At 70.5% G+C, this 12,512-nt stretch carries 10 protein-coding genes; 4 read left to right on the top strand and 6 right to left on the bottom strand.

Annotated features, from left to right (window positions below; genetic code table 11):
- Positions 1-101 precede the first annotated feature (101 nt).
- Positions 102-1,364: a DUF3558 domain-containing protein gene (locus ACZ6SA_RS42045; protein WP_465834639.1), complete on the bottom strand. Its 1,263-nt coding sequence runs from the start codon at positions 1,362-1,364 to the stop codon at positions 102-104.
- 176 nt (positions 1,365-1,540) lie between these two features.
- Here ACZ6SA_RS42045 and ACZ6SA_RS42040 point away from each other — a divergent pair, with 176 nt between their 5' ends.
- Together ACZ6SA_RS42040 and ACZ6SA_RS42035 are read left to right on the top strand one after the other, a co-directional pair.
- Positions 1,541-1,777: a hypothetical protein gene (locus ACZ6SA_RS42040; RefSeq protein ID WP_465834637.1), complete on the top strand. Its 237-nt coding sequence runs from the start codon at positions 1,541-1,543 to the stop codon at positions 1,775-1,777.
- Positions 1,778-1,786: 9 nt separating this feature from the next.
- Positions 1,787-3,520: a protein kinase domain-containing protein gene (locus ACZ6SA_RS42035; RefSeq protein ID WP_465834635.1), complete on the top strand. Its 1,734-nt coding sequence runs from the start codon at positions 1,787-1,789 to the stop codon at positions 3,518-3,520.
- 47 nt (positions 3,521-3,567) lie between these two features.
- Here ACZ6SA_RS42035 and ACZ6SA_RS42030 read toward each other — a convergent pair whose 3' ends face one another.
- The 5 genes from ACZ6SA_RS42030 to ACZ6SA_RS42010 all read right to left on the bottom strand — a co-directional run bounded on the left by ACZ6SA_RS42030 (position 3,568) and on the right by ACZ6SA_RS42010 (position 10,158).
- Entirely contained in the window at positions 3,568-5,130 is a 1,563-nt protein-coding gene (locus tag ACZ6SA_RS42030) for a carbohydrate-binding protein (RefSeq protein WP_465834633.1), read from the bottom strand.
- Between the two features lie 102 nt (positions 5,131-5,232).
- Entirely contained in the window at positions 5,233-7,209 is a 1,977-nt protein-coding gene (locus ACZ6SA_RS42025) for a beta-galactosidase (protein ID WP_465834631.1), read from the bottom strand.
- A complete protein-coding gene (locus ACZ6SA_RS42020) occupies positions 7,206-8,042 on the bottom strand; it encodes a carbohydrate ABC transporter permease (protein ID WP_465834629.1) in 837 nt (278 codons plus the stop codon). The genes ACZ6SA_RS42025 and ACZ6SA_RS42020 overlap by 4 nt, the downstream gene beginning before the upstream one ends.
- Complete coding sequence (locus ACZ6SA_RS42015; RefSeq protein WP_347649387.1) at positions 8,039-8,914, bottom strand: carbohydrate ABC transporter permease; 876 nt, start codon at positions 8,912-8,914, stop codon at positions 8,039-8,041. The genes ACZ6SA_RS42020 and ACZ6SA_RS42015 overlap by 4 nt, the downstream gene beginning before the upstream one ends.
- Positions 8,911-10,158 carry an extracellular solute-binding protein gene (locus ACZ6SA_RS42010; RefSeq protein ID WP_465834670.1) on the bottom strand — a complete coding sequence of 416 codons (1,248 nt, stop codon included), beginning with the start codon at positions 10,156-10,158 and terminating at the stop codon, positions 8,911-8,913. Before ACZ6SA_RS42010 ends, ACZ6SA_RS42015 begins: the two co-directional genes overlap by 4 nt.
- 107 nt (positions 10,159-10,265) lie before the next feature.
- Between ACZ6SA_RS42010 and ACZ6SA_RS42005 the strand changes: the two genes are divergently transcribed.
- Both ACZ6SA_RS42005 and ACZ6SA_RS42000 read left to right on the top strand, forming a co-directional pair.
- Positions 10,266-10,952 carry a FadR/GntR family transcriptional regulator gene (locus ACZ6SA_RS42005; protein WP_465834627.1) on the top strand — a complete coding sequence of 229 codons (687 nt, stop codon included), beginning with the start codon at positions 10,266-10,268 and terminating at the stop codon, positions 10,950-10,952.
- A complete protein-coding gene (locus tag ACZ6SA_RS42000; protein WP_347649385.1) occupies positions 10,949-12,505 on the top strand; it encodes an alkaline phosphatase D family protein in 1,557 nt (518 codons plus the stop codon). The genes ACZ6SA_RS42005 and ACZ6SA_RS42000 overlap by 4 nt, the downstream gene beginning before the upstream one ends.
- The last annotated feature ends 7 nt before the right edge of the window (positions 12,506-12,512 follow it).

Here is a 12,512-nt window from a genome sequence, read left to right as displayed (position 1 = left end):
CGCCCTCAACCGCGCAGGCGGGGGAGCCTCCGGAGGCGGGGTGGATGAGGTCAACGGTCACGTGCGTGCCTCCGGTCCGGCTGGATTCCGCTCCGGCCCGATCAGCCCGGCACTCGTGCCGGTAACTTGCCGGCTACGGCCTCGGCGATGGCGTGCGCTGGTTTCAGCGTGGCTTCCTCAGAGAGCGGTTTGCCGTCGGCGTTGCCGGAGTAGAACACCGTGATCATGAGATTGCGGACCGTGAACACGACCCTGGCCGCCCCGCGCGTCCCCACGTGCGGCGCATTGGTGTCGATCCGGTAGTCGGCCATGGCTTTCTGGCCGGGACCTCGCAGGGCGTAGAAGGCGGCACTGGCGTTCCGCCATTCGTGGTAGTAGTGGATGAATTGTCCGTCCGCCTCCGCCGCTCCGTCGCGATAGCGGCCGTTGGGATACGACGTGATGGACACTCCCGCGGAGGTGTACCGGTCGTCTGAGGCAGAGCCCCAGCTGCAACCCTCTGTGACACCACGTATGCCTCCGCCCATGACGCTGCGGGAGGCGGGGTCGACGCCGGCAGCCCGCAGAGCCGCCTCTCCGACCAGCTCGCACGGGTCCGACGCCGTGAGGGCGGGTTCGGGGCGACCCGACCCGGCGCCCACCGCCGGGCCGTCCACCTTGGCGCCGATGGCCGCGGCCACCTCGGAGGCGGCATCCAGAGCGCCGTTCATGGTGGGCTTCTCCCCGAGCGGTTCCTCGGCATAACCCTTGATGCGGGTCATTTGGTATTCCACCTTCGTGGACACCGCACCTGACCTGAAGTGCAGCACGGCCTCGCTGGAAGTCCTGTCTGCTTCGTAGCTGATCATCGCCTCGTGGCCGAGCCCGATGACCGGCTGCCAGGTGCCCTCGACGGCATGCCTGCTGTGGCGCCCCTGATCGGTCGCCAAGTCGTAGTGGTCCATGGCATCGGCAAGGGAGCCGGCCGTAAAATCCACCCGAAGCAGGCCGTCCAGCCCAGATTCGTCGGAGGCGCGGAGGGGGATCATGAACAGGCAGCTATTCTCATCCGGATCGTCGGTGGCGCCGGGGACCAGCTTCCCGAGGGTGGCGTCGTCCAGGCCGCACTTCTCCGGTTTGGTGAACGGCCTGGCCGCCGGGTAAAGATCCGCGGTCGTGGGTATGGCGAGCGGGCGCTCCTCGACGTTCGGGGCGCGGGTGTACTTCACTATGGACATCACGAGGCCGCCGACCAGGAGAAGCGCCAGTCCGACTCCTGCGGAGACGGCGACGACAGACTCACGCATCTTGATGGAAGCCCTCCGCGAAATCCGGACTTTTCCGGCGATCTTCGAGCTGACGTCAGGAATACGACGCCGTTCCACTCTGGGCCCACCGAGGTCAGACGCCCCGCCCCTTGGGTCGCGCGCTCAGCTCGACCGCCCATCAATATCACGGTACGTGGTGCCGCCGGTAACGAAGAGGCACTGAAGGACGCACATCCCATCGATCCTGCCAAACACCATGGATGTCCCCGTGAGCCGTCCGCTGCCATGGTTGAGTGCTCTGGCGCGGGGCGCTCGTCATAGGGATGGAGCTCGGCCACGCCCGTCAGGTGCCGGACGGCCTCCTCCGCACGGTCGAGGAGCAGCGCCAATCCGCTAATTCGATCACGGTCGCCAGCCTGGGCCGTCCCCAGCCGGTTGACCATGGCGAGCTGGAGCAGATCGAGCCGGTCGGCCGGCTCGCGCTGATACGGATCTCTGATCGCCGCACCGGGAACACGGACGATCAGTAGGTTGGTCATGTGGCTGATAACCGTACGCCGTTAGCGCTGTCCGACCGGTACGTGCTGCTGGATCGCATCGGCAGCGGAGGCATGGGCACCGTGTGGCGCGCGACCGACCAGCTCCTGAACCGCACGGTCGCCGTGAAGGAGACGCATGTGCGGGCAACCGGCGACAAGGGCGCGGAGCACTCCGCCCGCGCGCGCAGGGAGGCGCACGCCATCGCCCGTATCTCCCACCCCAACGTCGTCAACATCCACGACCTGGTCTTCCACGACGAGCGGTTGTGGCTGGTGATGGAGTTCGTGGACGGGCCCTCGCTGAAGCAGCACGTCGCCGACAACGGGCCGATGGATCCCGCCGCCGTCGCCGGGATCGGCCTGCAGCTGCTGTCGGCTCTGGAGGCCGTGCACGCCGCCGGCGCGCTGCACAGGGACATCAAGCCGGGCAACATCCTGCTGCGCCGCGACGGCAGGGCGATCCTCTGCGACTTCGGCATCGCGGCGCTGGCGGGGAGCGAGTCGCTCACCGCGAGCGGCGCCGTGGTGGGGTCGTTCGAGTACATCGCCCCCGAACGGTTGAGCGGCCTGCCTGTGGGGCCGCCCAGCGATCTGTTCTCGCTCGGCGTCACCCTGTGCGTGCTGCTGTCCGGCCGTTCCCCGTTCGCCCGTCCGGAGCCCGTCGGCGTGCTGAACGCCGTCATCCGCGACGAACCTGACATCCCGGCCAGCGCGGGACCGTTGCGTCCCTCCATCGAAGCGTTGCTGCGGAAGAACCCGGCCGATCGTCCCTCCGTCGAGCAGGCGAGCGAGATGCTGCGGCCCCTGGCCGCGACGGCACCGGACACGCAGCGCTTCTCGCTGTCCGGCGCCGTTCCGCGCCGCCGCCTGCTGGGCGTGGCGGCGGTTTCCGCGGCTGGCCTGGCCGCCGCGGCCGTCGGAGCGGGCGCGCTGATGAGCCGCTCGGGAGCCGGCGCCGACTCCGACGCGGCCGGGACCTCCGCGCACCCGGCAGGCACCGACGCGGCGGCGAAGGCCACGAATCCGACCCGCACCGACGCCGTGCTGCCGGTGCCGGACGATCCCGACCTCGAGGCCCCCGGCCATTACTGGATGTTCTCGGGTGACCGCTACCTCCGGGCCCGCATGTCGGCCTCGGGCTACCCGGTGGGCGAGCGCCTGTCCGAGCCCTCGGACCTCGACGCGTGGAAAGGTACGTTCCAGAGCCTGCCGGGCTTCCGTGACCGGATCGACGCGACGCTCCGGGTCCCCGGGTCCCGGGACGAGTACTGGGTCTTCTCCGGCAGCCAGTACCTCCGCATGCGGATCGCCGGCGCCGAGAAAGGATACGCCGACACGCTGGTGACGGGCCCGCGGCCGCTGCGCGACTGGGCGGACGCCTTCGGCGAGCTCGCCGGCGGCGGCATCGACGCGGTGATGCGCACGCCGGACGATCAGAAGCAGTACTGGGTGTTCGCGGGTGACCGGTACGTCAGGACCAGGCTGGCCGGCGAGGGCCCCGGCGGCGAGGTCGCCTTCGGGCCGTCGGGCTTCGACGGGTGGGCCGGCACATTCTACCGGCACCCCGCATTCAGGCACGGGATCGACGCGGCGATGCCCGTGCCGGGAGAGCGGAACGACTACTGGGTGTTCGCCGGCGCCCAGTACATGAAGATTCGCGTCGCCGACGAGACCTACGCCGACACGGTGGTCGACGGCCCCAGAGCTCTGCGCGACTGGAGCACACTCCAGTGACCCCCGTGGCCGGCAGGGCACCGCCGTGCCGGCCACGGGGATGCCTGTTACGGCGTCACCTGCCTGCCGCCGAAGGTCACGACGAGGCGGCCGTCCGAGGCGAACGACCAGCTCAGCGAGCCGCTGTAGGACGAGCAGCGCGACCCGTTCGAGCCGGACCAGAACTGGTTCGAGCCGTCGGCGTCACCGATGATCCGGTCGTTCGACCCGCTGTCGCACGAGGTGTTGTCGCGGAAGACCGAGGAGCCGCCGTCGAAGTTGAAGTTGCGTTCCTCGTTGCCGATGCTGACGTTGCCCGACACCGTCATCGTGCCGAGGTTGCGGTTGTAGGTGAACCCGTGCTTGCCGTTGTCGTAGGCGATGTTGCGCCGGATGACGTGGTCGACCCCGATGTCCTCGCCGCCGAGCTTGTAGCCGTTGCGGTCACCGTCGCCGGCCTGGCTGCCGTCGCTCAGGGTGCCGTTGTCGTAGGCGAGGGAGTCCTCGATGGTCACCGCGCCGATGGGTCCGGTGTCGTCCTTGGTGAACAGGTCGTAGCCGTCGTCGATGTTGTTGTGGGACACCGTGTAGCGGAAGACGTTGCCGGGCCCGACGGTGAGCTTCGGGGCGAAGCCGTCGGCGTCCTCGCCGTCGGAGTCGGCGTTGTCGTGCGACACCGTGCTCACGACGAGGTTGCCGGAGGGCCACTGGTCCGCGGGCGCCCCGGCGACCAGGCGCGAGAGCTGCAGGCCCGAGTCGCGGTTGAAGCGCGTCACCGTGCGCTCGATGATGTTGTTGTTGCCGGCGAGCAGGATGCCGTTGTCGCCCGCGCGCTCGACGACGATGCCGCGGATGTGCCAGTACGACCCGCCCACGGCCAGCCCGCGGTTGGCCGAGTCCTCGCTCTGGGCCGAGAAGTTCAGCACCGGCGTCTCGCCTGGATGGGCGAACAGTTCGGTGCGGTCGCCGGAGGTGCCGTCGTTGCCCTGCGGGATGGTGACCGTCTGCGAGAAGCGGTAGGTGCCGCCGCGCATGTAGATCGTCCCGCCGGGGGCGACGCGGGAGATCGCGGAGGTGAGGGTGGTCGGGTCCGACTCCGTCCCGGCCGCGCTGTCGCTGCCGCCCGGCGCCACGTACAACGTGTCGGCGGGCGGCTCGGTCGTGCCGCCCGCCTCCACGTCGATGTAGTCGATGTTGGGCAGGCCGTTCGAGGTGGTGGGGCTGAGCCGGATGGTGTTGCTTCCCGCGTTCAGCGGCACGGTCAGTGTCGTGGTGGTCCAGGTGGTCCAGGCGCCGGTGGCCGCGAACGGGACGGTCTGGGTGGTGGCGCCGTTGACGATCAGGCCGGCGGGGCGGCCGCTGGTGGTGCCGTTGGCGTGGCGGATGGCGAGGGTGGTGGTGCCGGCCGTGGCGGCGTTGACGGTGAACTGGGCGTAGCCGCCGGTGTCGTTGTCGCCGTTGCAGAACCCGCTGCCCGAATATCCGGAGTGGTTGTTGTCGATGCTGCCGTTGCAGACGGCGGGGGAGGTCTCGGCCTCGTAGCGGGTGGGTGCGGCGTGTGCGGGTTGTGCGACGGCGAGCGTGCCGGCTAAGAGGCCGGCGCAGGCGATGACGGAGGTGAGGCGCATCATGCTGCTCCAATGGGTTGGGTACGGCGTCCCTTGCCCGGGCAAAGCAGAAACGGATGCCACAGTAGGAAAGCGCTTTCCCCCCGTCAACCGCCGCTGAAACTTTCATCCGGCCGCCAGCACGGCCACCCCCCGAGGCGGCAGGACGAGCACATCGCCGGACCGCTCGCCGTCGAGCAGCACGCTCCCGCCGCCGGGGACCGGCACGCGGCGTTCCTCGAAGGCGTGGTTGAGCAGGAACAGATGGCTCACACCATCCGCGCCGGCCCGGGTGACCGCCTCCACGCCCTCCGGCAGGCCGGGCAGCGTCACGCCGGCCTCGGCGGCGACGCGGCGGGTCAGCTCCCGCATCACCGCCGGGTCCGGCCGGGTGCCGAGATACCAGGCGACGCCCGAGCCGTAGACGTGCCGGGTGACAGCCGGGCCACCCGCGTTGGATCCGTCGCCGAACGAGGCCACCGCCTCGGCGCCCGCCAACTCGATGCGCTCGGACCACAGCGTGGCCGGCGACTCCGAGCCGTCCACGACGATCGGGACGCTCGCCCCGGCGTGCAGCGGGTCGAACTCGGTGATCGACACGCCGAGCAGATCGCGCAGCGGCCCCGGATATCCCCCCAGCCACACCCGGTCGTTCTCGTCGACGATGCCGGAGAAGAACGACACCACCAGGTGACCGCCCCCCTCGACGTACGCGGCCAGGTTCGCCGCCGCCTCCGCCGAGAGCAGGTAGAGGTTGGGCACCACCACCAGCCGGTAGCCGCTCAGGTCGGAGGTGGGGCGCACCACATCGGTGGTGACGCCGAGTCGCCACAGTGGTTCGTAGTGGTCGCGCAGCCGGTCCATCATGCGGATCCGGTCACTCGGGTGCGACTCCTGCTCGACCGCCCACCAGTTGCGCCAGTCCAGCACGAGCGCCGTCTCGGCCCGCACCCGCGATCCCCCGACCGCGCCCAGCGACCGCAGGTCGCCGCCGAGGTCGCGGACCGCCTGGTGCAGCGGATGGCCGGGGCCCGCGTGCGGGACCATGGCGGAGTGGAACTTCTCCGCGCCGCCGCGTGAGGCGCGCCACTGGAAGAACAGCACGGCGTCCGCGCCGCGGGCCACCGCCTGCAGGCTGTCCAGCCGCATGCCGCCGGGCTTCTTGGCCGGGTTGGTGCCCATCCAGTTGACCGCGGAGGTGGCCTGCTCCAGCAGCCACCACGGCCGGCCGTCACCGAGCCCGCGCCACACGTCGAAGAACAGCGCGCTCTGCAGCTGCGGCTCGGGCTCGCGCTGGTCGGGATAGCAGTCGCCGCTGACCACGTCCATCTCCGCCGCCCAGGCCGGGTAGTCGGTGGTGGGGGCGACGTTGCACAGGTTGGTGGTGACCGGCACGTCCGGCGTGGCCTGGCGTACCACGTCCGCTTCGAGCCGGTAGCAGTCCAGCAGCGCGTCGGAGCAGAACGCGGTGAAGTCCAGCGTGTGCGCCGGGTTGGGGATGCCGGTGGTGCGGCGGGGCGGGAGGATCTCCTCCCACGCGGAGTAGCGCTGGCTCCAGAAGGTCGTGGTCCACGCCTCGTTGAGCTGGTCGAGGGTGTCGTACCGGCGGCGCAGCCAGTCGCGGAAGGCTTCGGCGCAAAGGTCGCAGTAGCACCGGGGCACCTGGCAGCCGTACTCGTTGCCGATGTGCCAGGCGGCCAGCGCCGGGTGGCCCGCGTACCTCCGGGCGAGCTCGGTGACCAGGGACCGCGCCGCCTCCCTGTAGGCGGTGGACGACGGGCAGATGTGGCAGCGCGACCCGTAGCTCAGGCGCACGCCGCCGGCGTCGACCGGCAGCGACTCGGGATGGCGGTGCCCCAGCCACGGCGGAGGCGAGGCCGTCATCGTGGCCAGGCACACCGCCACGCCGTGGTCGTGCAGCAGGTCCATGACCTCGTCGAGCCACGCGAACCGGTAGTCGCCAGGGACGGGCTCCACCTGGGCCCAGGCGAAGATGCCGAGCGTCACGAAATTGACGCCGGCGTCGCGCATCAGCTCGGCGTCCTCCGCCCAGACCGGGCGCGGCCACTGCTCGGGGTTGTAGTCCCCGCCGAAGCGGATCACTCGCGTACGCTCCCTTCGGTCAGGCCGGCCCGCCAGAACCGCTGGAGGGCCCCCGACAACACGATCAGCGGAATGACCGACACGAACGAGCCGACCACCACCAGCGTCTGGAGGATCGGCTCCCGGTCGGCGAAGCCCTGCCAGCTGGTCAGGCCGAGGGTGAGCGGGTAGAGGCTGCTGTCCGACAGCATCACCAGCGGCAGGAAGTAGTTGTTCCAGATCCCGATGAACTGGAACAGGAAGATCGTCACCAGCGCCGGAGACATGATCTTCAGGGCGATGGTGAGGAAGATCCGCCATTCGCCGGCGCCGTCCGCCCTGGCGGCGTCCAGCACGTCGTCCGGCACCGTGGCCGCGTACACCCGCGACAGGTAGACCCCGAACGGGCTGACCAGGCTGGGCAGCAGGACCGCCCAGTAGGTGTTGGCCAGGCCGGCGTCCGACATCAGCAGGAACAGCGGCAGGCCGATGGCGGTGGTGGGCAGCAGCACCCCGGCGAGGATGACGTTGAACAGCGCCTCCCTGCCGCGGAACTCGCACTTGGCCATCGCGTAGCCGGCGCACGCGGCGACGAGCGTGGCGCCGGCCGCGCCCAGCCCGGAGTAGATCACCGAGTTGAGTATCCACCGCAGGTAGATCCCGTCGCTGAAGGAGAACAGGTCGCCGAGGTTGGTCCACAGCTGCGGGTTGGCGAACCACAGCGGGGAGGAGTTGATCAGGTCGCCGGTGTTCTTGGTGGCCGCCACGATCAGCCAGTACAGCGGCAGCAGGAAGTACGCCGCCAGCACCAGCAGCAGGACGGTGGTGAGCCAGCGCAGGCTGATCGTTCTCATCTGCGTCCCCTTCCCACGAAGCGCAGGAACCCGAAGGACAGCACGGCGGTCACCAGCGCCAGGATGATCGACTCCGCGGCGGCCAGGGCCATGTCGTTGCCGTTGAACGCGTCGTGGTACGCGGTCAGCGTGGGCGTGTAGGTGGTGGACAGGCCGCCGGACACCGGGAGCAGGACCAGCGGCTCGTTGAACAGCTGCAGCGAGCCGATGATGGTGAACACGGTGATCAGCACGAGCGCGGGACGCAGCAGCGGGATCTGGATGCGCCAGGCGATGCCCCACCGTCCCGCGCCGTCGATCCTGGCCGCCTCGTACAGCGTGCGCGGGATCGATTGCAGCTGGGCCACCACGACCAGCATGTTGTAGCCGACGAACAACCACACCACGATGTTCATGACGGACCAGAACACCGTGCCCGGTCCGAGCAGGTCGACCTCGATGCCGAACGCGCTGAGCACCGGGGTGAACGGCGACGTGCCGGGCGCGTACAGGAAGCCCCACATGATCGAGGCGATCACGCCGGGGATGCCGTACGGCAGGAAGAAGCTGGTGCGGAAGAAGCGCGGCCAGCGCGCCATGCCGGCCTCCAGGATCAGCGCCAGCACCGTGGAGCCGACCACCATCAGCGGCACCATGATCGCCGCGTAGAGCAGGATGCGGCCGAGGCTCTCCACGAATCCCGGGTCGGACAGCGCCTTGCCGTAGTTGGCCAGGCCGGCGAAGCGCGTGCTCTGGCCGCGCAGCCCGAGCAGGCCGGAGCGCTCGATGACGGTGAAGCTCTGCGCCAGCGCGTACAGGATGGGTGCGACGAAGAACCCGGCGAACAGCAGTACGAACGGCGCCAGGAACACCGCGGCGGTGCGTTTCCTCATTGGGCCCTCAGCCCTTTCTCCCTCAGTTGCTCGACCACCTGCGTCTGCGCCGCCCGCAGCGCGCTCGCGAAGGTGCCCTCGCCGGCGACGGCCCGCGGGAAGCTGTCGTTGAGCCGCTGCCTGGTCTCCTCGTAGCCGGGCCACCACACCCAGCCGCCCGGCACCTGGTTGGAGGATTCGGTGAACAGCTGGTCGGTACGCTGCCCGCCGAGGAACGCGGAGGGCTTGGTCAGCGACGGGCTGGACATGCCGTCGATCGCGGCGGGCCAGCCGTAGCCGCTCTCGATCAGCATCGCGACGCTGCGCGGGTCGCGGTTGATCCACAACGCGAACTCGACGGCCTCGCGGGGATGCTCGCAGCCGCGCAGCAGCGCGGTGGACGAGCCGCCGTTGCTGGCGGAGGCCTTGCCGCCCGCCTCCCACTGGGGCAGCGGCGCGGCCCGCCACTTGCCGGCGGTGTCCGGCGCGTTGGCCGCGAGGATGGCCTCGGCCCACTGCGCGAGGGGGATCGCCACCAGGTGGCCGGACGCGAGGTCCTTGTACCAGCCTGGCGCGAAGTGCGGGCTGACCTTGACCAGCCCGTCCTTGACCATGCCCTGCCAGTAGTCGGCCACCTTCAGCGTTTCCTGGCTGGTCATCCTGGCGTTCCAGACGCCGCCGCGGGTGTCGAACCACGGCGTGCCGGCCTGCCAGGCGAGGCTGATGAAGGGCGAGGTGTCGTTGGCGGGGAAGTTCGTGACGTACGCGTCCGGGTCGGCCTCGCGGACCCGGACGGCCGCCTCGCGGTACTCCGCCCAGGTCTTCGGCACCTCGATGCCCCACTTGTCGAACAGGTCGGCCCGGTAGTAGAGAGCCATCGGGCCGGTCGCCTGGGGCACGGCGTAGGTGCCGCCCTCGTACGTCACGAGGTCCCAGGTGTTGCGCTGGAAGTCGGCCCGGTCGGCGTCTGTGAGATAGGGATTCAGGTCCGTCAACTCGACGTTGAGCAGGAACGACGGCAACTCCTGGAATTCCATCTGGGCCAGGCACGGGGCGTCGCCGGCCAGCACGGCGGCGTGCATCTTCGCGTACCCGCCCTTCGGGCCCGGCGGGATGTTGTCCAGCGTGACCTGGACGTCGTCGTGGGTGCGGTTGAACAGCTCGACGGCCTTGTCCATCCCTGGAACCCACGCCCAGAAGGTGAGCCGGACGGGATCCCGTCCGGCTTGAGCGGCGCCGCCCCCGCAGGCGCTCACGAGCAGCATCGCCACCGCGGCCAGGCTGAGGAGGGGGGATCCCAAGCGTCGTGGCCAAATAACCATAAAATATGCTTTTATCATCTTCATAAGGGGATCGGAAGGGATGTGCGGCCTTGAGCTATCCACGGCGCGGCATGCACGGTGAGGTCGTCGAGGATCTCGGCCTGCGCATTCTCGGAGGCGATCCCGACGCCGGGGGGACGCTCGACCCGACCGCCCTGGCCAGGCACTACGGCGTCAGCCAGACAGTGATGCGGGAGGCACTGAAGACCCTCGCGGCCAAGGGTCTCGTGGACGCGCGGCCGAAACGCGGCACGTACGTCCGGCCCCGCGCCGAGTGGTCGATGCTCGATCCGGACGTCCTGCGGTGGCGGTTCACCCAGCGCGGCGACGAGCGGATGCTCCGCGACCTCGCCGAGGTCCGGGCCGTGGTGGAGCCGGCCGGCGCCCGGCTGGCCGCGCAGCGCCGCACCGACGAGGACCTGGACGTCCTCGAGGCGGCGCTGGCCCGCATGGCCGACACCGTCTCCGACCCCGTCGCGCACACCGAGGCGGACATCGCCTTCCACCGCACGCTGCTCGCCGCCGCGCGCAACGAGGTGCTCGACTGCCTCCAGATCGTGATCGCCGCCGCGCTGTACGCGCGGGACCGGCTGGTGCACGCCGGCGGCGAGCGCCCAGGGTTCGCCGCCACGCACCGGGCGGTCCTGGACGCGGTCCGCCGCGCCGATCCAGACGCCGCAGAATCCGCCATGCGGGACCTGCTCGCGCAGGCCGGAAAGGACGAAGCCGCATTATGACCACCCCCCACATGACCTCCAGGCGGCGCATGCTCGCCTACGCCGCAGGGCTGGCCGGGCTGGCCGCCGTGGCCCAGGTGCCCGGCGGCTGGACCGACTCCTCACCCGCCCTGCCCGGCACGCCGTTCACGCTCGGCGTCGCCTCAGGAGATCCCCGGCCCGACGGCGTGGTCCTGTGGACCAGGCTCGCCCCGCAGCCGCTCGCCGACGACGGGCTCGGCGGCATGCCGCGCACCCAGGTGCCGGTGCGCTGGGAGGTCGCCGAGGACGACGGGATGCGCAAGGTCGTCCGCAGAGGAGTGGCCACCGCGCGCCCGGAGTTGGCGCACGCCGTGCACGTGGAGGTGCACGGCCTGCGTCCCGGCCGGGCGTACTGGTACCGGTTCACCGCCGGCGCCGACGACAGCCCGGTCGGCCGTACCAAGACCGCGCCCGACCCGCGCTCGTCCGCGCCGGTCAGCTTCGCCTTCGCCTCCTGCCAGGCCTGGGACGCAGGCTTCTACACCGCCTACCGCGACATGGCGGCCCAGGACCTCGACCTCGTCGGGCACCTCGGCGACTACATCTACGAGAACGGGATCGGCGCCACCGGAGGCAGGCGCGGCACGCCGCTGTCGCCCGCGCACGGCGCGCTCGTCCAGACCCTCTCGCAGTACCGGCTGCGGCACTCGCTCGTCGCCACCGACCCCGACCTGCAGGCCGCCCGCGCCGCCGCCCCCTGGTTCTTCACCCTCGACGACCACGACGTGGAGGACAACTGGGGCGCCGACCGGTCGCCCACCGGCGCGACCCCGGAGAACTTCCTGCGCCGCCGCGCCGCCGCGTTCCGCGCCTTCTACGAGAACAACCCGATGCGTCCCTCCGCGCTGCCGGTCGGGCCCGACATGGCCATGCACCACCGGATCGGCTACGGGCGGCTGGCGAGCTTCTTCGTGCTGGACGCGCGGCAGTTCCGCAGCCCCATCGACATCGGGGCGCGGCTCGACCCCTCCCGCACCATGCTGGGGGAGGAGCAGGAGCGCTGGCTGCTCAAAGGGCTCGCCGACTCGTCGAGCACCTGGAACCTGCTGGCCAACCAGGTCATGATGTTCCAGCTCGACCGGCTCACCGACCCCGGGCTGCAGCAGCTCAACCCCGACACCTGGGACGGCTACGCGGCCGCGCGCGACCGGCTGTGGACCGGCATCGGCGAGCGCCGCGTGTCCAACCCGGTGGTGCTCACCGGCGACGCCCACGTCAACTGCGCCGCGGAGCTCAAGGCCGACTACGCCGACCCCGGCTCGCCTAGCGTGGGCGTGGAGTTCGTCGGCACCTCGATCACCTCCGGCGGCGACGGATCCGACGACACGCCGGGAGGCCAGGAGTGGCTGGCCTCCAACCCCCACCTGAAGTTCTTCAACAACCAGCGCGGATACGTGCGCTGCCGGGCCGACGCCGACACGCTGACCACCGACTACGTGGTGGTGGACAAGGTCACCACGGCCGGTGGCGCCGCGTCGGTGCGCAGATCGTTCGTCGTCGAATCCGGCCACCCGGCCCTGCAGGACATGTGAGGCTGAT

The organism is Nonomuraea sp. NPDC049378 (assembly GCF_055586745.1).
This window is presented reverse-complemented; position numbering and strand designations above follow the sequence as displayed.

Coding starts and splice junctions, on each gene's coding strand:
- ACZ6SA_RS42030 (WP_465834633.1), bottom strand. CDS start 5,130: ATGATGCGCCTCACCTCCGTCATCGCCTGCGCCGGCCTCTTAGCCGGC.
- ACZ6SA_RS42020 (WP_465834629.1), bottom strand. CDS start 8,042: ATGAGAACGATCAGCCTGCGCTGGCTCACCACCGTCCTGCTGCTGGTG.
- ACZ6SA_RS42010 (WP_465834670.1), bottom strand. CDS start 10,158: ATGCTGCTCGTGAGCGCCTGCGGGGGCGGCGCCGCTCAAGCCGGACGG.
- ACZ6SA_RS42015 (WP_347649387.1), bottom strand. CDS start 8,914: ATGAGGAAACGCACCGCCGCGGTGTTCCTGGCGCCGTTCGTACTGCTG.
- ACZ6SA_RS42000 (WP_347649385.1), top strand. CDS start 10,949: ATGACCACCCCCCACATGACCTCCAGGCGGCGCATGCTCGCCTACGCC.